Source organism: Buttiauxella sp. B2, assembly GCF_006376615.1.
In the GTDB taxonomy this organism is placed as follows: Bacteria; Pseudomonadota; Gammaproteobacteria; order Enterobacterales; family Enterobacteriaceae; genus Buttiauxella.
Window position 1 is genome coordinate 171,796 of the sequence record NZ_VEXQ01000006.1, and the last position, 22,835, is coordinate 194,630.

24 protein-coding genes are annotated in these 22,835 nt (G+C 52.2%); 14 read left to right on the forward strand and 10 right to left on the reverse strand.

Annotated features, from left to right (window positions below; translation table 11 throughout):
• Positions 1 to 85: 85 nt before the first annotated feature.
• From fepC to fepD, 3 genes are read right to left on the reverse strand one after another with little or no spacing between them, the layout of a single operon-like run.
• The gene (gene fepC / locus FH968_RS09705; protein WP_139878948.1) at positions 86 to 886 is read right to left on the reverse strand and encodes an iron-enterobactin ABC transporter ATP-binding protein; all 801 of its coding nucleotides are present in this window, start codon (positions 884 to 886) and stop codon (positions 86 to 88) included.
• Positions 883 to 1,875 (reverse strand): iron-enterobactin ABC transporter permease, encoded by a 993-nt coding sequence (gene fepG, locus FH968_RS09710; RefSeq protein ID WP_139878949.1) that lies wholly within the window; start codon positions 1,873 to 1,875, stop codon positions 883 to 885. The genes fepC and fepG overlap by 4 nt, the downstream gene beginning before the upstream one ends.
• Complete coding sequence (fepD, locus tag FH968_RS09715; RefSeq protein ID WP_139878950.1) at positions 1,872 to 2,867, reverse strand: Fe(3+)-siderophore ABC transporter permease; 996 nt, start codon at positions 2,865 to 2,867, stop codon at positions 1,872 to 1,874. Before fepD ends, fepG begins: the two co-directional genes overlap by 4 nt.
• Before the next feature lie 125 nt (positions 2,868 to 2,992).
• Between fepD and entS the strand changes: the two genes are divergently transcribed.
• On the forward strand, positions 2,993 to 4,249 hold the full coding sequence (entS, locus tag FH968_RS09720) for an enterobactin transporter EntS (protein ID WP_139878951.1): 1,257 nt from the start codon (positions 2,993 to 2,995) through the stop codon (positions 4,247 to 4,249).
• Here entS and fepB read toward each other — a convergent pair whose 3' ends face one another.
• Positions 4,250 to 5,194, reverse strand: coding sequence for a Fe2+-enterobactin ABC transporter substrate-binding protein (gene fepB, locus FH968_RS09725; RefSeq protein WP_139878952.1), 945 nt, complete (start codon positions 5,192 to 5,194; stop codon positions 4,250 to 4,252).
• A gap of 204 nt (positions 5,195 to 5,398) precedes the next feature.
• Between fepB and entC the strand changes: the two genes are divergently transcribed.
• From entC to ilvN, 11 genes are all read left to right on the forward strand, one after another.
• Positions 5,399 to 6,580, forward strand: coding sequence for an isochorismate synthase EntC (gene entC, locus FH968_RS09730; protein WP_139878953.1), 1,182 nt, complete (start codon positions 5,399 to 5,401; stop codon positions 6,578 to 6,580).
• A complete protein-coding gene (locus tag FH968_RS09735; protein WP_139878954.1) occupies positions 6,581 to 8,197 on the forward strand; it encodes a (2,3-dihydroxybenzoyl)adenylate synthase in 1,617 nt (538 codons plus the stop codon).
• Positions 8,198 to 8,211: 14 nt separating this feature from the next.
• Positions 8,212 to 9,072 (forward strand): isochorismatase, encoded by an 861-nt coding sequence (locus FH968_RS09740; protein ID WP_139878955.1) that lies wholly within the window; start codon positions 8,212 to 8,214, stop codon positions 9,070 to 9,072.
• A 2-nt stretch (positions 9,073 to 9,074) separates the two neighbouring features.
• Positions 9,075 to 9,821 (forward strand): 2,3-dihydro-2,3-dihydroxybenzoate dehydrogenase, encoded by a 747-nt coding sequence (gene dhbA / locus FH968_RS09745; protein ID WP_305038335.1) that lies wholly within the window; start codon positions 9,075 to 9,077, stop codon positions 9,819 to 9,821.
• Positions 9,822 to 10,238 (forward strand): proofreading thioesterase EntH, encoded by a 417-nt coding sequence (entH, locus tag FH968_RS09750; protein ID WP_139878957.1) that lies wholly within the window; start codon positions 9,822 to 9,824, stop codon positions 10,236 to 10,238.
• A gap of 238 nt (positions 10,239 to 10,476) precedes the next feature.
• Entirely contained in the window at positions 10,477 to 12,582 is a 2,106-nt protein-coding gene (cstA, locus tag FH968_RS09755; protein WP_139878958.1) for a pyruvate/proton symporter CstA, read from the forward strand.
• Positions 12,583 to 12,651: 69 nt separating this feature from the next.
• Complete coding sequence (locus FH968_RS09760) at positions 12,652 to 12,849, forward strand: YbdD/YjiX family protein (RefSeq protein ID WP_034456870.1); 198 nt, start codon at positions 12,652 to 12,654, stop codon at positions 12,847 to 12,849.
• A 15-nt stretch (positions 12,850 to 12,864) separates the two neighbouring features.
• The gene (locus FH968_RS09765) at positions 12,865 to 13,887 is read left to right on the forward strand and encodes a GTP-binding protein (protein WP_139878959.1); all 1,023 of its coding nucleotides are present in this window, start codon (positions 12,865 to 12,867) and stop codon (positions 13,885 to 13,887) included.
• A 129-nt stretch (positions 13,888 to 14,016) separates the two neighbouring features.
• On the forward strand, positions 14,017 to 14,115 hold the full coding sequence (ivbL, locus tag FH968_RS09770) for an ilvB operon leader peptide IvbL (protein WP_074388616.1): 99 nt from the start codon (positions 14,017 to 14,019) through the stop codon (positions 14,113 to 14,115).
• 110 nt (positions 14,116 to 14,225) lie between these two features.
• Positions 14,226 to 15,914: an acetolactate synthase large subunit gene (ilvB, locus tag FH968_RS09775; protein WP_139878960.1), complete on the forward strand. Its 1,689-nt coding sequence runs from the start codon at positions 14,226 to 14,228 to the stop codon at positions 15,912 to 15,914.
• A gap of 3 nt (positions 15,915 to 15,917) precedes the next feature.
• Complete coding sequence (ilvN, locus tag FH968_RS09780; RefSeq protein WP_139878961.1) at positions 15,918 to 16,199, forward strand: acetolactate synthase small subunit; 282 nt, start codon at positions 15,918 to 15,920, stop codon at positions 16,197 to 16,199.
• A gap of 147 nt (positions 16,200 to 16,346) precedes the next feature.
• Here the strand turns inward: ilvN and FH968_RS09785 are convergent, their stop codons facing one another.
• The 3 genes from FH968_RS09785 to FH968_RS09795 all read right to left on the reverse strand — a co-directional run bounded on the left by FH968_RS09785 (position 16,347) and on the right by FH968_RS09795 (position 18,162).
• A complete protein-coding gene (locus tag FH968_RS09785; RefSeq protein WP_139878962.1) occupies positions 16,347 to 17,093 on the reverse strand; it encodes an anti-sigma factor in 747 nt (248 codons plus the stop codon).
• Entirely contained in the window at positions 17,090 to 17,539 is a 450-nt protein-coding gene (locus FH968_RS09790) for an RNA polymerase sigma factor (RefSeq protein ID WP_255431497.1), read from the reverse strand. Before FH968_RS09790 ends, FH968_RS09785 begins: the two co-directional genes overlap by 4 nt.
• 89 nt (positions 17,540 to 17,628) lie before the next feature.
• Positions 17,629 to 18,162 (reverse strand): hypothetical protein, encoded by a 534-nt coding sequence (locus tag FH968_RS09795; RefSeq protein ID WP_139878964.1) that lies wholly within the window; start codon positions 18,160 to 18,162, stop codon positions 17,629 to 17,631.
• Between the two features lie 224 nt (positions 18,163 to 18,386).
• On the opposite strand from FH968_RS09795, the gene FH968_RS09800 reads away from it, so the two are divergent.
• Positions 18,387 to 18,716 carry a type II toxin-antitoxin system RelE/ParE family toxin gene (locus FH968_RS09800; RefSeq protein WP_139878965.1) on the forward strand — a complete coding sequence of 110 codons (330 nt, stop codon included), beginning with the start codon at positions 18,387 to 18,389 and terminating at the stop codon, positions 18,714 to 18,716.
• A complete protein-coding gene (locus FH968_RS09805) occupies positions 18,706 to 19,008 on the forward strand; it encodes a DNA-binding protein (RefSeq protein WP_139878966.1) in 303 nt (100 codons plus the stop codon). The genes FH968_RS09800 and FH968_RS09805 overlap by 11 nt, the downstream gene beginning before the upstream one ends.
• Positions 19,009 to 19,050: 42 nt before the next feature.
• Here FH968_RS09805 and lldD read toward each other — a convergent pair whose 3' ends face one another.
• The 3 genes from lldD to lldP are packed head-to-tail and all read right to left on the reverse strand — an operon-like array spanning position 19,051 to position 22,669.
• Positions 19,051 to 20,232 carry an FMN-dependent L-lactate dehydrogenase LldD gene (gene lldD, locus FH968_RS09810; RefSeq protein WP_139878967.1) on the reverse strand — a complete coding sequence of 394 codons (1,182 nt, stop codon included), beginning with the start codon at positions 20,230 to 20,232 and terminating at the stop codon, positions 19,051 to 19,053.
• Positions 20,229 to 21,014, reverse strand: a complete 786-nt coding sequence (gene lldR, locus FH968_RS09815; protein ID WP_139878968.1) for a transcriptional regulator LldR — start codon at positions 21,012 to 21,014, stop codon at positions 20,229 to 20,231. Before lldR ends, lldD begins: the two co-directional genes overlap by 4 nt.
• The gene (gene lldP / locus FH968_RS09820; RefSeq protein WP_139878969.1) at positions 21,014 to 22,669 is read right to left on the reverse strand and encodes an L-lactate permease; all 1,656 of its coding nucleotides are present in this window, start codon (positions 22,667 to 22,669) and stop codon (positions 21,014 to 21,016) included. Before lldP ends, lldR begins: the two co-directional genes overlap by 1 nt.
• Positions 22,670 to 22,835: the final 166 nt, after the last annotated feature.

The following is a 22,835-nucleotide window of genomic DNA, read 5'->3' on the forward strand; positions in this document are numbered from 1 at the left end:
GCTAATCCACCCTACAAAATCCGAGTCCGTAGGTCGGATTAGCGTTAGCGACATCCGACATTAACCAAACCTTCAAAGTGCTGGCTCATCCGCGTCCCAACGGCACCACCAAAGGTGTATGCGCTACCGGGTCCTCGATAATCATGCAGCGTAAACCGTAAATCGCTTCGATAAGCTCTGGCGTGACAATCTCGGTCGGAGCACCTTCGGCAACAATCTTTCCATCACGCAGCGCGATTAAGTGCGTGGCGTAACGGCAGGCCTGATTCAAATCGTGCAACACAGCGGCAAGCGTAAAACCTTGTTTTTGGTTCAGTTCACGCAATAACTCGAGCAAATCAATTTGATGGCTGATATCGAGCCAGGTTGTTGGCTCATCAAGCAGCAAGATCGAGGTTTCTTGTGCCAGTACCATAGCAATCCATGCACGCTGCCGTTGACCACCAGAAAGCGTATCGACAGGTTGTTCGGCTAGATCTTCAATGTTCGTGGCTTTTAACGCACGTTCTACCGCCTGGCTGTCTTCTTCTCGCCAGCGGGAAAACATCGGCTGGTGGGGATATCGCCCGCGAGCGACCAGTTCTGCCACGCTAATATCGCCCGGTGCACTGGAGTTTTGTGCCAGTAATCCTACACGCCGCGCCACTTCTTTGGTCGCAAAGCGGTGGATTTCATTACCGTCTAGCCACACCTGGCCGTTCATCGGTTTCATCAGACGGCTTAACGTGCGCAATAGCGTCGATTTTCCGCAGCCGTTGGGGCCGATAATGGCAGTAAATTTGCCATCAGGAATGGCAACTGTCAGGCCGTCGGCGACCACATGATTGCCATATCCCAGCTTTAGCTGTTCGCCATGCAGGCGCGATGGAGAGGAGATTTGGCTCATTTCTTACGGGACTCCTGAATCAACAACGCAATAAGATAGATGCCGCCGAGGCTTACGGTAACTACGCCAACCGGCAACTGATATGGCATGAAAAGTTGTTGGGCGCACAAGTCAGCCCCAAGTAACAAGGCTGCACCACATAATCCCGATTGCAGTAAACCCCAGCGCGAAGTGCCACTCAGACGACGTGCGATGTGCGGTGCCACTAGCGCAATAAATGAAATTGGCCCGGCTAATGCGGTTGCTGCAGCGGTGAGGATAACGCCGGTCAGCATCAGCATCAGGCGGGAGCGCTCAACTGAAACACCGAGTGCGCAGGCGCTGTCATCACCCATTTCCAACAGGCGCATGCGGCGTACTAGCAGTGCTCCGACGACCAATGCCAGTAGCATTAATGGTGCGGCAGGGAAGATTTTCCCCCAGGTCAAACCGTTCAGAGAACCGGCATTCCACAGGCCTGCAGAAATAGCGGTTTCAAGCGATGCATGCAGCAAAAGCCAGGTGTTAAAGGCCACCAGCATGGCTCGTACGCCGATACCGATAATGATCAGGCGGAAGGTTTCGATGCCGTTGCGCCAGGCCAGCAGCCAGACAATCAACGCCGTAATGATGCCACCTGCCATGGCTGAGGTGGCAATTGCGGTTTGATGTTGACCGAACAGCACCATCGCAATTAACACGCCGGTCCACGCGCCAGTGTTAAACCCCATCACATCGGGGCTGCCGAGTGGGTTGCGCATAAGCGACTGGAAGATGGCCCCGCTGACGCCCAATGCCCCGCCGATTAGCAGCGCCATCACCACGCGAGGTAGCCGCCATTCAACGACCACGAGCGAGATATTGCGCGGCGCGGACCCTAAGAGTGCGTCAAAAACCTGGCTTACCGTAAGCGGCAGCACGCCACTTCCCAAGCTCCATAAACCCAGAGTGATACTAAGCAGCAATAAGAGCAGGCTGGCGATTAACAAGCGAGGGGAGAGGCGGCTCATAACCCGGCTCCTTTGCGGCTACGGCGCACCAGATAAATCAACATTGGCGCACCAATAAACGCACTAACCACCGAAACGCGTAACTCGCCGGGGACCAACATGCGGCCAATAATATCGGCGAACAGCAGTAATGCGGGCGTGGCGATTAAAGTGACGGGAAGTGACCAGCGATGATCGGCACCCACCAACCAGCGCGACAGATGCGGCATCATCAGGCCAATAAAAGCGATTGGCCCAACGGCTGCCGTGGCGCTTCCACACAGCAATGTAATGGATATCAAGCCCAGTAATTGGGTGCGAGCAACTTTACTGCCAAGTGCTGTGGCGGTATCGGTACCCATGCTCAGGCTATTAAGCGAGCGACTGATAAATAACGCAATTACGCAGCCTGCAAGCACTGGCAGCACAATAATTTTTAATGTCGAAAGGGTGCGAATATCAAGCGTTCCGGCTTGCCAGAAGCGTAGTTGGTCGTACACCACCGGGTTCAGAAGCGAGATACCGTTGCTCAAACCTTCAAGTACCGCGCCAAGTGCCACGCCCGCCAGGGTTAATCGGACAGGGCTTAGTTGCCCTCCGCCCTGACTGCCAGTAAACGCCACCACTAATGCAGCGAATAGTGCGCCAGAAAACGCCAGGCCAAGCAGTGCGAGTGGTGAGGAAAGACTCCAGACTGCGGCACCCAACACAATGGCGAAACTGGCTCCGGCATTAACGCCAAGCAGGCCAGGGTCGGCGAGTGGGTTACGAGTCAGGGTTTGCATCAGCGCACCAGCAAGGCCAAGTGCGCCTCCGGCGAGAATACCTGCCAATGTGCGCGGTAAACGTGCATCAAGTACGATAGTGCAATCCGCACTTTTACACTGGCCGCTAAGTGCCTCCATAACGACTTCAACAGGCAGTGATTTTGCGCCTAACAGCAAACTGAGTGTTGCCATTAAAAGCAGCAAGAAAAACAGGATAAGCAGAACGGATAGCCGAGAAGCCGACATATTGTTACCTGATACAAATTCCATGTAAAATTTAATGATAGTTATTATCATTATCACTCTTATTTGTTTATGTTAGCATGAGCCGCCTCGCACCCGGAAAGAAAAATTCGTTTTAAGGCCATGTAATGAACCGCAATTCTTTGCTGCTAAATCTCAGTTTACTCAAGACTCATCCCGCTTTTCGCGCCGTTTTCCTTGCCCGTTTTATCTCCATTTTATCTTTGGGGTTACTCGGTGTTGCGGTGCCAGTACAAATTCAGATGCTTACGGGTTCCTCACTGCAAGTGGGTTTAGCGGTGACGTTGACCGGCAGCGCGATGTTTATCGGTTTGATGATGGGCGGGGTGCTGGCAGACAGGCACGAGCGTCGCCGTCTTATCTTGCTGGCGCGTTCTACCTGCGGAGTAGGTTTTATTGGCCTGACAATTAATGCTGCTTTGCCGGAACCTTCGCTAGCCGCGATTTATCTGCTTGGCGTGTGGGATGGCTTCTTTGGTGCGCTCGGCGTCACAGCACTTCTCGCCGCAACACCTGCGTTGGTCGGGCGCGAGAATTTAATGCAGGCAAGTGCGATTACTATGCTCACTGTGCATCTCGGCTCAGTGATATCGCCAATGATAGGCGGGATGTTGCTGGCATCGGGCGGTGTAGTGTGGAACTACGCGCTGGCCTCAATCGGCACCTTCATTACTTTACTTCCATTGCTGAGTTTGCCGAAACTGGCACCACCGCCACAAGCGCGTGAAAACCCACTGCTTTCTTTGTGGAACGGGCTACGCTTCCTGGTCGGTCATCCGATTATCGGTGGCATTGCGTTAGTCGGTGCGTTACTGACGATGGCGAGTGCGGTGCGTGTTCTCTATCCGGCTTTAGCCGGGCACTGGCACATGAGTGCGGCGCAAATCGGTCTGATGTATGCCGCGGTTCCTCTGGGTGCTGCTATTGGTGCATTAACCAGTGGACGCATCGCTCATCATGCGCGTCCAGGCATGATTATGCTGGTGAGTGGTGTCGTGTCGTTTATCTCTATTGGGGTTTTCAGTTTGATGCCCTTCTGGGGATTTGGGCTTGCTTGCCTTGCGCTGTTTGGCTATCTCAGTGCAATCAGTTCTTTGCTGCAATACACCTTAATTCAGACGCTTACACCAGACGGTATGCTAGGCCGTATTAATGGATTATGGACGGCGCAAAACGTGACTGGAGATGCGATTGGAGCCGCGATTTTAGGCGCGATGACGGTGGCGTTAACGCCCGTTGCGGCGGCGAGCTCCGGTGGTTTTGCGTTGACGTTATGCGGGATTGTGCTGGCGGTTGTTCTGGTGCAATTACGACGTTATCAGCAAGCCGCTCCGGCGCAAACCGAAGCAGCTACGGCTAAGTAATCACTTGCTGGCAAATAACTTGCTCATGCGATCAAGTATTTGAGTGGCACTGTAATAATCCAGACGGAATGTTTCTGTGCCCAGCGCGTAAACCTGTTCTTTCTGCACCGCAGGAATATGCGAGAGCAGCGGGTTGGTTTTAAGCAAGGTGGCGTCTTTCTCGTCGCTGGCAAACAGGAACAGACTCTCGCCATTCAAACCAGTCGCAAGGTTTTCACCACCCAGTTGCACGATATCGTGACGTTTTCCCATGCTTTGGAGGGCCGGAAGCGACGCAGGTAGAGCCGATAACGTGAAGCCAAGCTGTTGGAGTAATTTCCCTTGCGCGGATTCCGACGTCCAGAGGTTAGCCGAACGAGATGCCGGGGTGTAAACCAGCGCGGTAACAGGCTGCGGTGGCAATGTCATATGCATTTTGGCTTCACTCAGTTGCTTATCGAAGCTGGAAATTCTGTCGGCCGCTTGCTTTTCGTGGCCAGTAATTTTGCCGAGTTGAGTGAGTAATCCCTGCCAGCTTTTATCGTCATAATTAATCACGAGCGTCGGTGCGATGGCGGATAACTGGTCATAAAGGGAGAGCGCGGAATCACCCCCGGTGGCGCTGACCAAAATAAGATCCGGCATTTGTGCCGCGACGGCTTCTGCGCTGGCTTCGCCAATATACAAGCGTTGTATGTTACGTGTTTTGGCCACATCACCCCATTGACGAAGGAATCCTTGCGAGTCCGCCATGCGGTTGCCCGGCGTCGTTGCGCCGCTCGCGACTATTGGTGCATCAATTGCCAGTAGCGAGCCGGTTAATGTCACGCTGGTTGAAACAATCCTCTGCGGTGCCTGTTCAAGCGTGTGTGTACCACGGGTGTCAGTGATGGTTCGTGGCCAGTCGGCTGCATGGGCAAGGTTGCTCAGACATAAAAGGATAACTGCGGAGAATCTGATTTTCACTCAATGACATCCTGTTGAAATTTGCGCGCAATGTTATGGTAATGCTTCTCATTTTCACTATTCTGCCATCCCGGCGCAAGTATGACGATTGTTAAAAAAAATTTGCCTTTGTTGACAGCGGGCGGGTTTCTCTTTAGGTTACGACTCCGAAATACAAATGATAATTATTATTAATATCCTTTATCATTTTTTAACGGAGGACGCATGGAAACGTTACTGGCGCCGCAGTCACAAGAAAAACAGCTAACACATTGTGCAGATAGCTTTTTCTTTATGTCGCCTTACCGCAGTTTTTCGACAAATGGCTGCTTTGCTCGTCTGGATATCCCGGCGCTGGATGGCGCAAACCCCCATGGTCACTTGCAAACACAGCTTCGCGAAGCGTTTGAAAATGCCAAAAAGCATGGCATCGAGAAGCCCGTTGTTGTCGGCGCAATCCCGTTTGATCCCCGCAAACCATCAGCTTTGTTTATTCCTGAAAGCTCGCAGACGTTTTCTCGTGCGCAGCGCCAGGACGATGCCTGCCAATTTGTTACGGGGAAACCGCTAAACATTGCGGCGCGCAAAGCGATTCCAGAACAAGACAAATTTATGGAAATGGTAGCGCATGCCGCTGCCGCAACCGCGCTGCCGGATATCGACAAAGTGGTGCTCTCGCGCCTGATTGATATCGAAACCGATGCGCCTGTTGATCTCGATGCGTTGCTCAATCGCCTGATTAGCCAAAACCCGACCAGCTATAACTTCCATGTTCCGTTGCCAGATGGCAGCTCGCTGGTGGGGGCAAGCCCGGAATTGCTGTTACGCAAATCCGGCAAGAATTTCAGCTCGTTACCGCTGGCAGGTTCAGCGCGACGCGACAAAGAAAATATCCCACGTGATAGCGAAATTGGCGCGCAACTGCTGCGTTCAACCAAAGACCGTCATGAACACGGTCTGGTCACTCAGGCGATGCAAAGTGTATTGCAGCCGCACAGCCAGTATTTAACGCTTTCCGATACACCAGAACTGATTACGACCCCGACGTTATGGCACCTTGCCACGCCGATTTACGGGCAGATAAAAGACAGCCAGGACAACGCGCTAACGCTAGCCTGCTTGCTGCATCCAACTCCTGCGTTAAGCGGCTTCCCACACGATGTCGCGCAAAAACTTATTGCCGAACTGGAACCGTTTGACCGCGAATTATTTGGCGGAATTGTCGGTTGGTGTGACGCCGAGGGTAACGGTGAGTGGGTTGTGACGATTCGTTGTGCCCGCGTGGGGGGCAAACAAGTGCGCTTGTTCGCAGGCGCGGGCATCGTACCAGCCTCATCACCGGAATCAGAATGGCGCGAAACCGGCGTAAAACTTTCCACCATGCTGCACGTATTCGGACTCAATTAAATGGCGATTCAATTCACTCGCTGGCCGGCGGATTTGGCCGCACGTTATCGTGAGAAAGGCTACTGGGCGGATTTACCGCTTACCGACATTCTTACTCGTCATGCAAAAAATGATGCACTTGCGCTGATTGATGGCGAGCGCCATTACAGCTACCGCGAACTGGAGCTAGCAGCCACTCGTCTGGCGTGCGCATTGCAGCGCCGTGGCCTGAGTTCCGGTGAAACAGCATTGGTTCAGCTTGGCAATGTGGCGGAACTGTACATCACGTTATTTGCGCTACTGAAAATTGGTGTCGCCCCAGTTAACGCGCTCTTTAGCCATCAACGTACCGAGATGGAAGCGTACGCAAAGCAAATCGAACCGGCGGTACTGATTGCCGATCGCAAACACAACTTGTTCTCTCACGACGATTTTCTGGATGCGCTCTGCCAACAGAACCCGTCGCTGCGTATGGCGGTATTGCTAAATGAAAACGACCGCGAACGTTCGCTGAGCGCGTTTATCAACGAGTCGGAAGATAACTTTGTTGCCTGTCATTCGGCTGCTGATGAAGTTGCTTTTTTCCAGCTTTCTGGCGGCAGCACTGGCACGCCAAAACTGATTCCGCGCACGCATAACGACTACTACTACAGCATTCGCCGCAGCGTAGAAATATGCCGCTTTGATGCCAACACGCGTTTCTTGTGCGCGATTCCTGCGGCACATAACTACGCGCTGAGTTCACCAGGTTCGCTGGGTGTATTTTACGGCGGTGGCCGAGTGGTGCTGGCAAATGACCCGAGCGCCACGCTGTGCTTCCCACTTATCGAACGCCATCAAATTAATGCTACCGCACTGGTGCCACCGGCTGTCAGCCTTTGGCTACAGGCAATTAGCGAGTGGGGCAGCAATCAATCCCTTGAATCTTTAGAGCTGTTACAGGTTGGCGGCGCGCGTTTGAGCGAAGCTCTGGCTGCACGAATTCCCGCGGAAATTGGTTGCCAACTACAGCAAGTATTCGGCATGGCTGAAGGGCTGGTGAACTACACACGCCTTGATGATGACAACGACCATATCTTCAAAACCCAAGGCAAACCGATGTGCCCGGACGATGAGGTTTGGGTAGCTGATGAAAACGGTAATCCGATGCCAGCGGGGGTAGTGGGCCGCCTGATGACGCGCGGGCCATACACCTTCCGAGGCTATTACCGCAGCCCGGAACACAATGCCAGCGCCTTTGATGCCAACGGTTTTTACTGTTCCGGCGATCTGATTTCTATTGCCGAAGATGGTTACATCACGGTTCAGGGGCGCGAAAAAGATCAGATCAATCGTGGTGGGGAAAAGATTGCCGCCGAAGAGATAGAAAACCTGTTGCTGCGCCATGAAGAGATTATTCACGCAGCACTCGTCTCGATGGAAGACAGCCTGCTGGGTGAGAAAAGCTGCGCATTTATTGTTGGCAGCCGCCCGTTCCGCGCAGTGGAAGTTCGTCGCTATTTGCGTGAATTGGGTATTGCAGATTTTAAGCTGCCGGATCGTATCGAAATTGTTGGAAGTCTGCCGCTTACCGCTGTAGGCAAAGTAGACAAAAAACGTTTGCGCCAGTTGATTGCTGATAAGCAACTGGCTTCTTGATTGACGGAGAAATTATGGCTATCCCAAAACTGAACGCGTACACCTTACCGACGGCTGCCGACATCCCAGAAAATAAAGTGAGCTGGGCGTTTGAACCTGAACGTGCGGCGCTGCTGATTCATGATATGCAGGAATATTTCATTGATTTCTGGGGTGATGATTGCCCGATGATCCAACAGGTTATCGCCAACATTGCTGCCCTGCGTCAGTACTGCAAACTGCACAATATCCCAGTCTATTACACTGCACAGCCTAATGCTCAGAGCGATGAAGACCGTGCATTGCTAAACGACATGTGGGGACCTGGCTTAAACAAACACCCTGAGCGCCAGAAAGTAGTGGCTGAACTTGTGCCTGATGAACACGACACGGTTTTGACTAAATGGCGTTACAGCGCGTTTATCCGCTCGCCGCTGGAACAAGCTTTGAAAGAAACTGGCCGTAACCAACTGATTATCTGCGGTGTGTATGCCCACATCGGTTGTATGACGACGGCAACTGACGCGTTTATGCGTGATATCAAACCGTTTATGGTGGCCGACTCACTGGCAGATTTCAGCCGTGAAGAACATATGATGGCGCTGAAATACACCGCCGGTCGTTCAGGGCGCGTGGTAATGACTCGTGATTTGCTACCTGAAATTGCGCCGCAAAACAAACAGCAACTGCGTGAAGTAGTGCTGCCATTGCTTGATGAATCCGATATTCCGGAAGACGATGAAAATTTGATTGATTACGGCCTTGATTCGGTTCGTATGATGGCGCTTGCAGCACGCTGGCGCAAAATCCACACTGATATCGACTTCGTGATGCTGGCGAAAAACCCGACCATCGATGCATGGTGGACGGTGCTGTCACGGGTACCACAAGCATGAACATCGACTTTAGCGGCAAACGTGTCTGGGTGACGGGGGCGGGCAAAGGCATTGGCTATCATACTGCGCGGCTATTTAGCGAAGCTGGCGCGAAGGTGACGGGTTTCGATGTGGCGTTCCCGCTCGATGATTATCCCTATGCCACAGAAATGCTGAATGTCGCGGATACCGACCAGGTTGCCAGTGTTTGCCAACGTCTTCTGAGCGATGAGCCGCAACTGGATGTGCTGGTCAATGCGGCGGGTATTTTGCGTATGGGTGCAACGGATGCGTTAGCGCTGCAAGACTGGCAGGACACCTTTGCCGTCAACGTTGGCGGCGCGTTCAATATGTTTCGCGTCGTCATACCGCGAATGCGCGAGCAGCGTAGCGGGGCGATTGTGACGGTTGCCTCTGACGCCGCTCACACGCCGCGCACCGGCATGTCTGCTTATGGCGCTTCGAAAGCGGCGCTAAAAAACCTTTCTCTGACGGTTGGTCTGGAACTGGCACCGTTCGGCGTGCGCTGTAACGTGGTGTCGCCAGGCTCGACCGATACCGATATGCAACGTACGTTGTGGACATCACCAGATGCCGAACAGCAACGCATCAAGGGTTTCCCTGAACAATTCAAACTGGGCATTCCGTTGGGCAAAATTGCCCGTCCACATGAAATCGCCAGCACCATTATGTTTCTCGCCTCACAACATGCCAGCCACATCACCTTGCAGGATATTGTGATTGATGGCGGCGCAACGCTGGGAGCTTGAATGAGTATCTGGAAACGGCAGCTAACGCTTGATGAGCTAAACCGCACCAGCGTGGGAACCCTGGTTGAACACCTCGGCATTATTTACACGCGCATTGACGACGAAAGTCTTGAAGCGCAAATGCCGGTCGATAACCGCACTCAGCAGCCGTTTGGTTTGCTGCATGGCGGCGCATCGGTGGTGCTGGCGGAAACGCTGGGGTCGATGGCGGGTTTTTTGACAACGACGCAAGGGCAGTGCGTGGTGGGAACTGAGATTAATGCCAGTCATCATCGCGCGGTGGCGTCAGGTATGGTGCGTGGCGTATGCAAACCATTGCATCTTGGTAAGACTTCCCAGGTTTGGGAAATTGCCATTTTTGATGCCCGTGATAAACGTTGTTGCACCAGCCGTTTGACGACGGCGACGCTGGGATAATAATTGGTGGTGGGGGCTTTGCTTCTCCACCACTCGACGCTTATTTGCCCTTACTCTCTCAAATATTGCAACTCTGTTGCCCTGCATTTTCCTCGCAAAGTGATCCCCTTAACAAGCTGATGTAAAGACCTGGTCAAACCACTGTATTATAACGTTTCAATATTGTTAAATCCGCGTGCTTGTTCTAGAACAAAACGGTAATACCGTCTACCTCTGGCTCTACACATGGAAAACAAATATGAATAATCCAGGGAAACACCTCATATGGGCTGTGCTTGCACTGATAGGTGCATTCGCGCTCGGCTACATCGCACTCAATCGTGGTGAACAGATAAACGCATTGTGGATTGTGGTTGCTTCAATCTGCGTTTACCTCATCGCTTATCGTTACTACGGCCTGTTTATCGCTAAACGAGTCTTAACTGTTGATGCCACTCGTATGACGCCAGCTGTGCGCCATAACGACGGGCTTGATTACGTTCCAACCGACAAAAAAGTGTTGTTCGGCCACCATTTTGCTGCCATTGCTGGTGCGGGGCCGCTCGTTGGGCCAGTACTTGCCGCGCAGATGGGTTATTTGCCGGGTATGCTCTGGCTGCTGGCGGGTGTGGTGTTGGCCGGCGCGGTACAAGATTTTATGGTGTTGTTTGTCTCAACCCGTCGTGACGGGCGTTCGCTGGGTGAACTGGTGAAAGAAGAGATGGGCAACACGGCTGGCGTTATTGCGCTGGTGGCCTGCTTTATGATCATGGTTATCATCCTTGCGGTGCTGGCGATGATTGTGGTGAAAGCGTTGACCCACAGCCCGTGGGGCACGTACACCGTGGCGTTTACCATTCCGCTGGCGCTGTTTATGGGTGTGTACATTCGCTATTTACGTCCGGGACGCATTGGTGAAGTGTCGGTCATTGGTCTCGTAATGCTTATTTTCGCCATTATCTCTGGCGGTTGGGTCGCGGAAAGCCCGACCTGGGCTCCGTACTTTGACTACACCGGCGTGCAACTGACGTGGATGCTGGTGGGCTACGGATTTGTCGCCGCTGTATTGCCAGTCTGGCTGCTGCTGGCGCCGCGTGATTACCTCTCAACCTTCCTGAAAATCGGTACCATTATCGGGCTGGCGATCGGCATTTTGATCATGCGTCCAACGCTTCAGATGCCATCTTTGACTAAATTCATTGACGGTACTGGCCCGGTCTGGACGGGTGACTTGTTCCCGTTCTTGTTTATTACTATCGCTTGCGGCGCGGTTTCTGGTTTCCACGCGCTGATCGCCTCAGGCACCACACCAAAAATGCTGGCTAACGAAAACCAGGCTTGCTTCATCGGTTACGGTGGCATGTTGATGGAGTCGTTTGTGGCGATTATGGCGCTGGTTGCGGCCTGTGTTATCGACCCAGGCGTGTACTTCGCAATGAATAGCCCGATGGCCGTTCTGGCTCCGGCTGGCACCACCGACATTGTGGTATCTGCGGCAAGTGTGGTCAGCAGTTGGGGTTTCCATATCACTCCTGATACGTTGACCAATATTGCTAACGAAGTGGGCGAGCAAAGCATTATCTCGCGTGCGGGTGGCGCACCAACGCTTGCAGTCGGGATGGCGTACATTCTGCATGGCGCGCTTGGCGGCCTGATGGATGTCTCGTTCTGGTATCACTTTGCTATTTTGTTCGAAGCATTGTTCATTCTGACGGCGGTTGATGCCGGTACGCGTGCTGCACGCTTCATGCTGCAAGATTTGCTGGGCGTTATTTCACCTGGGCTTAAACGTACCGATTCGCTACCTGCGAACTTACTGGCAACCGCACTTTGCGTCATGGCGTGGGGTTACTTCCTCCACCAGGGCGTTGTCGACCCACTTGGCGGTATCAACACCTTGTGGCCACTGTTTGGTATCGCCAACCAGATGCTGGCAGGTATGGCTCTGATGCTGTGCGCGGTCGTATTGTTTAAGATGAAGAGACAAAAATACGCGTGGGTGGCCTTGGTGCCAACCGCATGGTTGCTGTTCTGTACCCTGACTGCTGGCTGGCAAAAAGCCTTTAGCCCAGATACTAAAGTGGGTTTCCTGGCTATCGCTAACAAGTTCCAGGCGATGATCGACAGCGGCAATATCCCGGCGCAATACACCGAGTCACAGCTTTCTCAACTGGTGTTTAACAACCGTCTGGATGCTGGACTGACTATCTTCTTCATGGTGGTTGTAGTGGTGATTGGCCTGTTCGCCATTAAAACAGCGCGACAGGCGTTGAAATCTGACAATCCAACCGCGAAGGAAACTCCTTACGAGAAGATGCCAGAAGACGTTGAACAGATTGTTGCGCAGGCTAAGAGCGCGCACTAATCGGTCACTTTTCCTCACCTGGCCCTCTCCAGAAGGAGAGGGCCACTGGATTTAACCACGGGAGGCTCTATGTTCGACACCCTCGCCAAAGCCGGTAAATACCTCGGTCAGGCCGCTAAATTGATGGTTGGCGTACCGGATTACGACAACTACGTGCAGCACATACGGCTGACTCATCCAGAACAGACGCCTATGACATACGAAGAGTTTTTCCGCGAGCGTCAGGATGCGCGCTATGGTGGAAAGGGCGGCGCTCGCTGCTGCTAACCTAAGGAATCTGACATGAATCAAGCGGTATCTGTCACCCTGTTAACGGGCTTTCTCGGCTCAGGGAAAACCACACTTCTTAACTACTTTCTTGCCCATAACGACAACCAACCCGTCGCTATTCTTGAGAACGAATTTGGGGCCGTAAACATCGATGGCGCACTGCTCAGAGGCGGAGAAAACGTCAACGTTGTGGAATTAAGCAATGGTTGTGTTTGTTGCAGTGTGCGTGGGGAATTCACCGCAGCATTAAGAGAAATGCTGGATAAACGCGCGGCAGGCCTTCTGAAATTTGAGCGCTTGATTGTCGAAACTACCGGCCTTGCCGATCCTGCACCAATCGTCCAGACGTTCTTTGTCGATGAACACCTGCGAGACGCGTTACGCCTGGATGCGGTGATTGCTCTGGCAGATGCGGAACACATTGCACGCCAGCTTGATGAACATGCCGTTGCTGCGTCACAACTGGGTTTCGCCGATCGAGTCTTGCTGACCAAAGCGGATCGTGTTGACGATGAAACAAAGCAGCAGGCGCTGGAGCGTATTCATCGGATCAACAACAAAGCCGATCTTTTTGAAATCGTTAACGGGGAATGCCCGGCAGAACTGTGGCTTGATCTTAATGCTTTTGAACTCACCGATAACATCGAAATGGCAGCAGGATTTCGCATTATCAGCGCTGATTTAGACCATCCCGTTAGTTTCCAACCGTTTCGTAAAAACTCAGCGAAACGCTCGTGGGACGACGCAATTCAGGCTCATGTATTTGATGCCGGAATGCTGGATGTGAAAAAAATTGGCGCATTCATGGAAAGCTGTATCGCGCGTTTTGGCAACGATATGCTGCGTTACAAAGGTGTGCTGGCGATTGCCGACCACCCGCAACGCCTTATCGTGCAAGGCGTGCATAAAGTGGTGGGCTTTGATTATGGCTCATCCTGGCATCCAACCGAATCACGCGTTTCACGCCTGGTGGTGATTGGCCGTTATTTGCCAATTGACGAGCTGCGCCGGGAATTTGCTGCAACGGCTATCTAAGTTATAAATCAAGGATGTGATCTTAAGCACGATTTTCATCCCTGACGAATAAAGCTGTTGTGTGAAACGAAGCAGTGTGTTTGTATAAATTTCGACGTTAAAAACGCGTAACTCATATTCAGGACCCAAATGACTACATTCACTCGCAACTCTGGCCTACTACTAACCGCGCTACCAGCCGCGGTGGTCGTCGTGCGTGTGGTGGTGGTCGTCGGCAATGCGCCGTAGGGTCTGAATCAACGCATCGATTCCAAAACCCCGCCGGCGCAAACCGGGCGGGGTTTCTTGTTTTAGTCCCCCGGCCAAAAGCGAAACGGCACGAGAAGAAGGACTGGAGCATGGCAATTTCGGAAAACCCACCGCAAGCAAACCGTATTACGGGCGCACAGTTAATCGTGCAACTGCTTGAGCACCATGGCATTAATACCATCAGCGGAATTCCCGGTGGCACCGTTCTGCCGCTCTACAACGCACTCAGCCAAAGCAAAAAAATCCGCCATATTCTGGCACGCCACGAACAGGGTGCAGGCTTTATGGCGCAGGGAATGGCGCGAACTCAAGGCAAAGCTGCCGTGTGTATCGCTTGTAGTGGGCCTGGTGCTACAAATCTGGTTACTGCTATTGCCGATGCACGTCTCGATTCTATCCCGCTGGTGTGTATCACCGGTCAGGTGCCGAAATCGATGATCGGTACCGATGCTTTCCAGGAGGTCGACACCTACGGCATTTCTATCCCCATCACCAAACATAACTATCTGGTTCGCGATATCGCTGAACTGCCACAGGTCATTTGCGACGCGTTCCGCATTGCTGAATCTGGCCGTCCAGGACCGGTATGGATTGATATTCCGAAAGACGTACAGACCGCTGAGATTGATATCAGCGAGTTACCGCCCGTTTCTGCACATACCCCTGCGCCACAGTTTGAAGCCCAACAGATTGCCGATGCTGCCGCGATGATTAACCAGGCGCAGCGGCCGGTGCTGTACCTCGGTGGTGGGGTTATCAATGCCCACGCTAACGCGTGCGTTCTGGCTGAGAAAGCCAACCTGCCAACCACCATGACGTTAATGGCGCTCGGTACCATTCCGGCAAAGCACCCGTTATCACTGGGGATGCTGGGGATGCACGGCGCGCGCAGCACCAATTATATTTTGCAGGAAGCGGATTTGCTGATTGTTTTGGGTGCGCGTTTCGACGACCGGGCGATTGGTAAAACTGAAGAGTTTTGTCCGAATGCGAAAATCATTCACGTTGATATCGACCGTGCGGAACTGGGTAAAATCAAACAGGCTCATGTCGCGATTCGTGGAGATGTGGGTGAAGTGCTTGAGCAATTACTGCCAAAAATCGATGCCCAACCGCGCCAACAGTGGTTGCAGCAAGTTGCCGGTTTACAGCAAGAATTCCCATTCAATATGCCTGGTGTAGATAACCCGTTAACGCCATATGGCCTGATTAACGCAGCAGCGGCATGTGTGGATGACAACGCGATTATCACCACAGACGTAGGTCAGCACCAAATGTGGGTGGCACAAGCATACCCGCTGAACCGTCCGCGCCAGTGGCTGACATCCGGCGGGTTGGGAACGATGGGCTTTGGCTTGCCAGCGGCGGTCGGTGCCGCACTGGCTGAACCGACGCGCAAAGTGCTGTGCTTCTCCGGTGATGGAAGCATCATGATGAATATTCAGGAGATGGCGACCGCAGCAGAACATAATCTGGATGTGAAAATCATCCTGCTGAACAACCAGGCACTGGGGCTGGTGCATCAACAACAAACGCTGTTCTACCAACAAAATGTTTTTGCCGCGACCTACTCAGGGCAAACTAACTTCCTGAAAATTGCTGAAGGTTTTGGCCTGGCGACGTGCGATTTGAATGCCGCAGAAAACCCACAGCAGGCGCTGCAAGAAGCTATTTCACGTCCTGGTCCGTGCCTGATTCATGTCCGCATTGATGCCAGTGAAAAAGTATTCCCGATGGTGCCGCCAGGTGCTGCCAACATTGAGATGATTGGAGAATAATCCATGCAACAACTAACCGTTATTCTAGAACTTACGGTACGCAACCATCCTGGCGTCATGTCTCACATTTGCGGCCTGTTTGCTCGCCGTGCCTTTAACGTCGAAGGCATTCTCTGTCTGCCGCTCCCGCAGGGTGATCAGAGCCGAATCTGGCTGCAAGTGGTCGACGACCAGCGTCTTGAGCAAATGATCAGTCAAATCGACAAGCTCGAAGATGTGGTGCAAATCCGGCGTGATGCCGATGGCGCAGGGGTGTTTGGGAAGCTGGCCGCGTTAGTGCAATAAGTCAGTGCAGAGTGGATAAACGCTGGGTTTATCCACTTCACCATCATCCTAAAGTGATGGCAGAAGTTACACTGACATGGTTTTTTGACGTCTGTTTTCGACGGTGAAAGATGCAAAATTGTTGTATGGCGTTGCTATTTGCCAGAGCTAAGCGCTGATATTTTTTTGCAATTTCTCGGCAATATCGCTCATCTGCGCCGCAGAACCGTGACCTATAACCATAAACATGTGGCTTGGCGTTGCCCAATAAACAATGTTCATGCCTAGCCGTTGCTCGTTTTGAGATGTCATCGGCGTGCCTGTATTGTGCGTAATACACAACGCCAACGGGCCGCTTGTGGCATCAAGCCAGGTGATTTGTGCGATGCGTTGTTCGTCATAAGCCAGCACACGAGCGTTTTTCAGTGTGGCATTTGGCAAGGCAAGATTTGCAGCGATGAGAGGCACACCCAATCCTGTCCCCGTGCTTTGCAACTGCGCTTCTAATGCTTGATTAGTCGGCGTTTCAGCAAGGGTTTCTGGTGTATAAAGCGCCATATATTGAGCCACTAATTCGCGCCAGTTTTCTTCGGGTTGAGCAAAGTGCAGGAAAGTACGATCGCCAATCACGCCGAGCGCCAGAAAACTGACTGCAGCAGCAATCAAACTGCGCCGTGATACAGCAGAGGTTGCGGTTGGCTTCAGATGGGTTTGCAACTTAGCCAGCGGCGCGGCTTCCAGCAGCGGTTCAAATGCTGCTTTAAACGGTAAGCTGGTGTGCTCGAAAAAGGCCAGCCGTTTTGCCAGATAATCATCGTGGCTAAGTCGTTCTTCAAGCTCGGCTCGTTCGTACACGCTGAGTTCATTATCCAGATAAGCCACCAGCAGTTCATCCGTGTTTCCAGAAAAGCTCATGATTTATCTCCTTTCATCTGCGGCGTATCAGGTTGAATGGCCGGCTCCTGAGCCAGTGTCAGGCGGGCTGTGGCTAATCGACTCATTACTGTGCCAAGTGGAACATTTAACACAACTGCGGCCTCCCGGTACGACAGCTCTTCAACGTAAACTAAAAACACCGTATCGCGCTGCGCTTCGGGTAAACGATTCACACATTTCATCACGTCGTTAGACCAGATGGGGTCCTCGCTATTTCCCGCGCCCGTGAGTTCATCAACATCTACAAAACCCTGGCCACGACGAATCAGTTGGGAGCGAACTTCGTTAAGCCAGATGGAGTGCAGAATGGAAAACAACCAGCGGTCCATTCTGCTGCCCGCAATAAATTGTGCAGAACGCTCAAGCGCCCGCACGCAAGTTGCCTGGACTAAATCGTCAGCAACGTCCCGCCGATGGCTTAACACAAGGCCGTATCGCCACAGGCGGGGGAGATATTGCGCGATTTGCTGGCGTATCGCTTCGCTGCTGATTTTCGCCTCCAGGGGCATTTAGATCAGGATTCAGGATGGCCGTCGATGGCGGCTGCCAGGTCGCGATATTCTTCGCAGCTTGTACCGCACAGGGTTTTAATTGCGGCAAGCTGTTCGCGGGCAAGGTCGGGACGGTTTTTGATCATGTACGCTTCGCCCAAGTACTCGCGGACTTTAGGATATTTAGGATCAAGCGCTACAGATTTTAAATAATAGCTGATTCCTTCATCAGTATGGCCCAGCTTGCGAGTGGCATATCCACGATAGTTCAGGGCTTCGGCAGTGTTGGGGTCTTTAAGGGTATTGAGCATATCCAACGCTTCCTGATAGCGCTTATCTTTTGCCAGCGCATAAGCATAGTCAGTGCGCGCCTCGTCGCTAATCATCCCGCCTTTGTCCACCATGCAGGTCTTGGTTTTAGCATCGTAAATTTGCCCTTTAGGGCAGGTTGGAGGAACGGGTTCATTATTGCTGCCGCCCATGGCCTGAGCGTAGCCGGATAACAGCAAAAAACTGGTTGCAACAACGGGTAACAGATGGGAAATAAAACGCTTCATGATAATGCCCTCACTGTGTTCGGTATGCAGTGAACACCTGAGCGGCGGGATTTATTCGATTTATTTTTGTGTCATGGAATAAGTGCCGCAAAGCGTAAACATCCTTTCTAACTTCGCTCTTGATTTTCCTCAACCTGAAATAGATTGCTACGGCAAGCAGTTGCATCGCTCAAAAAAATCATTGACTGGTGTGGTATAAAAGCTACAATTGAGAGGTTTCAAGGATGAATATTATTAAGTTCTTCACGCTACAAAACGGTAGGGCACCATTTAACGAATGGTTAAAAGCATTAAGGGATGCGCGGGCTAAAACAAAAATTGTCCGGCGGATTGACCAGTTAGCGCTCAGCAATCCAGGTGATCATAAGCCTTGCAGGAATGGCGTTTGGGAAATGCGTGTAGACGAAGGGCCTGGCTACAGGATCTATTACGCTCATGAAGGAAAGGACACTTACTTGCTATTACTCGGTGGGGATAAACGCAAGCAGCAGGCAGATATCGACCAGGCCGTTGCGTGGTGGCAAGAATATCAGGAGTCAAATAATGCAATTTAATGAGTTCGATAAAACAGTCATCGAAATGCTTCAGGAAGATCACGCCTTTGCCGTTGAATACATGAAAGAGGCATTTGCGGGTCTGGATGAAGAAAACGGTGAGGTATTATTCCTTCTGGCGTTACGTCGTCTTGTGGAGGCGCGAGGTGGGTTTAGCAAGATTGCAGCCGAAACAAAACTCAATCGTGAAACACTTTACAGAACGCTTTCTGAACGCGGTAATCCTACAATAAGCACCACAAAAAAAATCATTAATGCGGCTGGCATCCACTTTGCCGAGCTGACAGGATAAGTGAAATGCTCGCCACGTTTTCCAAGGCGAGCCACTCATTATCTAAAACCCAACCGCCATACCCTCTGGCGAAAGAATATCTTTCAGACCTTCGCGTACCAGCAACTCAGGGCTGATTTCGGCGATGTTTTTTGCGCCAGTCAACGTCATCGCTACGCGCATTTCTTTCTCGATTAAGTTCAGCAGATTGGTAACGCCTGCCTGGCCATGAGTTGCCAGAGCGTACAGATAAGCACGACCCAGCAAAACGGTGTCGGCACCCAATGCAATCATGCGTACAACGTCCAGACCGTTGCGGATCCCGCTGTCGGCAAGGATCGCAATATCGCCTTTTACTGCATCGGCAATGGCGGGCAGGGCGCGACATGACGAAAGTACACCGTCGAGCTGGCGGCCACCGTGGTTAGAAACCACAATTCCATCGGCACCAAAACGCACCGCGTCTTTGGCATCTTGTGGATCAAGAATACCTTTGATAATCATTGGGCCGTCCCAGAACTCACGGATCCACTCCAGATCGCTCCAGGAAATAGATGGGTCAAAGTTATTTGCTAGCCAACCAATGTAATCTTCAAGCCCCGTTGGTTTACCCAGATAGGCAGAGATATTTCCTAAGTCGTGCGGGCGACCGTTCAGACCCACATCCCACGCCCATTGTGGATGCGTTACTGATTGCCAGTAACGGCGCAGCGCGGCATTTGGCCCGCTCATGCCAGAGTGGGCATCACGGTAACGTGCACCAGGTGTTGGCATATCGACGGTGAACACAAGCGTTGAACAACCTGCCGCTTTGGCTCGCTCCAGTGCATTGCGCATAAAACCACGGTCTTTCAAAACATAAAGCTGGAACCACATCGGGCGGTCAATCGCTGGGGCAACTTCTTCAATCGGGCAAACGGACACCGTGGAAAGTGTGAACGGAATGCCTTTGGCTGCGGCAGCTTTGGCCGCCTGCACCTCACCACGACGGGCATACATACCACACAAACCCACTGGTGCCAGCGCAACGGGCATTGAAAGCGTTTCATTGAACAGTTTGGTTTCAAGGCTTAATTCGGACATATTTTTCAACACGCGCTGCTTTAATGCCACCTGAGCCAGGTCGTCAACGTTGCGACGTAGCGTGTGTTCGGCATAAGCCCCACCGTCGATGTAATGGAACAGGAATGGGGGCAGAATGCGCTGTGCCGCGGCGCGGTAATCAGTTGCAGCGGAAATAATCATGGATTTTCGTCCCTTATTACGTCGGTGTCTTCATCCGGCAAACGGTTAATTCGCACTTGCCGGGCTTCGTCTTCATGTAGGGTTTTTATGGTGGTATGGACAAACCCGAGATGTGTTTTCGCGGCTCGGCGTGCGCGCTCCGGGTCGCCTGCCAGAATGGCCTGCAACAGTTCGTTATGCTGTTCGGTGAGTCCGGCAAAAATGGCCGGTACGGTGTACATGCGTTGGCGGCTATGCATCACGGAGGATTGCAACAAATCGAAAAAGCCGCGCATTGTCTGGAGTAACACGATGTTGTGCGAGGCTTCGGCAATCGCCAGATGAAAACGCACGTCGGCTTGTGCTGCCAGGTCTGGATCGTCGCTCTCTTTGAATTTCACTGTGGCGTCAAAGCAGGCGATGAGCTTTTCTTTATCGGCCTGGGTTGCACGCATCGCGGCATACCAGGCGGTGCTGGCTTCAATCGCGTGGCGGGCTTCTAAAATGTCGTAACGGTAATTGGGGTCATCTTCAACCAGCGTTTTTAGTGGCTGAACAATACGCTGTTCCGACCACGGCTGGACTTCGTAACGTACAAACGTACCCCCGCCGCGACGGCTAATTAGCACACCCTCACTAATCAACTTTTGAATGGCTTCGCGAATTGATGAGCGTGAAACGCCCATTTCAGCAGCAAGCTGGCGTTCAGCGGGTAATCGCATACCCGCCTCCAGTTTACGTTCGTTAATAAGCGCCTTAACGCGCTCGACCAGATGGTCAGCCAGGCGCGGTTGTATTGTCATCAAGGGATCATCCAGGTTAAGACGTAAGCCTGTAGCGTGGTGATAACCCCCACCATACAGGTGAAAATCAGGCTGTGTTTTACGGTAAAGCGGAACAGGTCGGACTCTTTGCCCACCAGGCCAACGGCTGCACAGGCGATGGCGATAGACTGCGGCGAAATCATCTTACCGGTAACACCACCCGTGGTGTTTGCGGCAACCAACAGTAGATCTGACACACCAATTTGTTGTGCTGTTGTCGCCTGCAATGCAGCGAACAAGGCATTTGACGACGTATCAGAACCGGTCAGGAACACGCCCAACCAACCGAGGAATGGCGAGAAGAAGGTAAAGGCATGTCCGGTGTGCGCCAGTGCCAGAGCAAGCGTTGCCGAAAGGCCAGAATAGTTGGAGATAAACGCGAACGCTAACACCATACCGATGGAGTAAATCGGCAGCGCCAGTTCCCTGAGCGTTTCACCGAATGTCTCGATAGCCGCTTTTGGCTTCATGCGCAGATAAACAATGGAAATCAGCGCGGCAACCAAAATCGCGGTACCGGTTGCGGAGAACCAATCAAATTTGTAGACCGCAGCGTAAGCCATGCTCTGAGCCACCACAGGCGGCATTTTGGCGACCATTTTGTCGAGGAACGGCACAGAGAAGTTAAATACCCAGTCAGCCATTGCGCCACCAGGAGCAAATAGCGCTTTAAACGGCGGGATACTCCACAGCGTGACGGTGGCGGTCAGGAAGATAAACGGCATCCAGGCGCGAACCACCTGGCCCATGGTGTAATTTTTGCGAGCCAGCGTTTGGTCGGTAACAGACGCACCGATATCGCCAAAGCGGAAGATGCGAACCGGCTTCCAAACGCGCAGGAAAGCGGTCAAACAAACCAGCGAAACCAGCGAAGAAATAATATCCGGCAGTTCCGGGCCTAAATAGTTTGAGCTGAGAAACTGCGCGATGGCAAATGATCCACCCGCTACCATCACGGCAGGCCACGTCTCTTTAATGCCACGCCAGCCATCCATAATCGCCATAATCCAGAACAGCACGATGATCGTCAGGAATGGCAACTGGCGGCCAACCATCTGACCAATTTCAAAACTGTCCAGTCCGGTCACCTGGCCTGCAACAATAATCGGAATACCCATCGCCCCGAACGCGACGGGCGCTGTGTTTACAATCAGGCACAAACCGGCAGCATATAGCGGGTTAAACCCGAGACCAACCAGCAATGCGGCGGTAATGGCTACTGGCGCACCAAATCCTGCCGCACCTTCAAGGAATGCCCCGAAAGAGAAACCGACAATCAGCATTTGCAGGCGCTGGTCTGGTGTAATGGAAAGAATCGAGGAACGAATAATGTCGAACTGCCCCGTTTTCACCGAGATTTTATAGACGAAAACGGCGGCGATAATAATCCACGCAATGGGCCACAATCCGTAGAAGAAGCCGTACACCACTGACGACAATGCACGGTCAACTGGCATGCGGTAGAAAAATAGTGCAACGAGTAATGCCAAACCCACGGTGATGGTTGCGGCTGTGTAACCCTTCATGCGCAGTTTAATCAGTGCGAAGAAGAAGAAAATAATCGGTATAGCGGCGATAAGGCTTGATAGCCAGATGTTACCAGCGGGGTCGTAGACTTGTTGCCAGGCTTGCATGCAAGACTCTCCAGAACGTGATGTGCTTATTATTTTTCGCTTTATTGGTCAGACCAATCTGGCGATATAGGGTAAACAATGCGTAATGGTTAATCTTTTGTTAATTAATGGCAATTGCTGTGTTGTTTAATTGTCATTATTCGTAAATGAGTCACGTTTTTTTCTG

Excerpts from the sequence above, each read along its gene's own strand:
- fepC (WP_139878948.1), bottom strand. The coding sequence starts at position 886 with ATGAGCCAAATCTCCTCTCCATCGCGCCTGCATGGCGAACAGCTAAAG.
- lldD (WP_139878967.1), bottom strand. The coding sequence starts at position 20,232 with ATGATTATTTCCGCTGCAACTGATTACCGCGCCGCGGCACAGCGCATT.
- lldR (WP_139878968.1), bottom strand. The coding sequence starts at position 21,014 with ATGACAATACAACCGCGCCTGGCTGACCATCTGGTCGAGCGCGTTAAG.
- ilvN (WP_139878961.1), top strand. The coding sequence starts at position 15,918 with ATGCAACAACTAACCGTTATTCTAGAACTTACGGTACGCAACCATCCT.
- FH968_RS09765 (WP_139878959.1), top strand. The coding sequence starts at position 12,865 with ATGAATCAAGCGGTATCTGTCACCCTGTTAACGGGCTTTCTCGGCTCA.
- FH968_RS09795 (WP_139878964.1), bottom strand. The coding sequence starts at position 18,162 with ATGAAGCGTTTTATTTCCCATCTGTTACCCGTTGTTGCAACCAGTTTT.
- FH968_RS09760 (WP_034456870.1), top strand. The coding sequence starts at position 12,652 with ATGTTCGACACCCTCGCCAAAGCCGGTAAATACCTCGGTCAGGCCGCT.
- ilvB (WP_139878960.1), top strand. The coding sequence starts at position 14,226 with ATGGCAATTTCGGAAAACCCACCGCAAGCAAACCGTATTACGGGCGCA.
- FH968_RS09740 (WP_139878955.1), top strand. The coding sequence starts at position 8,212 with ATGGCTATCCCAAAACTGAACGCGTACACCTTACCGACGGCTGCCGAC.
- entH (WP_139878957.1), top strand. The coding sequence starts at position 9,822 with ATGAGTATCTGGAAACGGCAGCTAACGCTTGATGAGCTAAACCGCACC.
- FH968_RS09800 (WP_139878965.1), top strand. The coding sequence starts at position 18,387 with ATGAATATTATTAAGTTCTTCACGCTACAAAACGGTAGGGCACCATTT.
- fepD (WP_139878950.1), bottom strand. The coding sequence starts at position 2,867 with ATGTCGGCTTCTCGGCTATCCGTTCTGCTTATCCTGTTTTTCTTGCTG.
- fepG (WP_139878949.1), bottom strand. The coding sequence starts at position 1,875 with ATGAGCCGCCTCTCCCCTCGCTTGTTAATCGCCAGCCTGCTCTTATTG.
- FH968_RS09805 (WP_139878966.1), top strand. The coding sequence starts at position 18,706 with ATGCAATTTAATGAGTTCGATAAAACAGTCATCGAAATGCTTCAGGAA.
- entC (WP_139878953.1), top strand. The coding sequence starts at position 5,399 with ATGGAAACGTTACTGGCGCCGCAGTCACAAGAAAAACAGCTAACACAT.
- FH968_RS09785 (WP_139878962.1), bottom strand. The coding sequence starts at position 17,093 with ATGAGCTTTTCTGGAAACACGGATGAACTGCTGGTGGCTTATCTGGAT.
- entS (WP_139878951.1), top strand. The coding sequence starts at position 2,993 with ATGAACCGCAATTCTTTGCTGCTAAATCTCAGTTTACTCAAGACTCAT.
- lldP (WP_139878969.1), bottom strand. The coding sequence starts at position 22,669 with ATGCAAGCCTGGCAACAAGTCTACGACCCCGCTGGTAACATCTGGCTA.
- FH968_RS09735 (WP_139878954.1), top strand. The coding sequence starts at position 6,581 with ATGGCGATTCAATTCACTCGCTGGCCGGCGGATTTGGCCGCACGTTAT.
- ivbL (WP_074388616.1), top strand. The coding sequence starts at position 14,017 with ATGACTACATTCACTCGCAACTCTGGCCTACTACTAACCGCGCTACCA.
- cstA (WP_139878958.1), top strand. The coding sequence starts at position 10,477 with ATGAATAATCCAGGGAAACACCTCATATGGGCTGTGCTTGCACTGATA.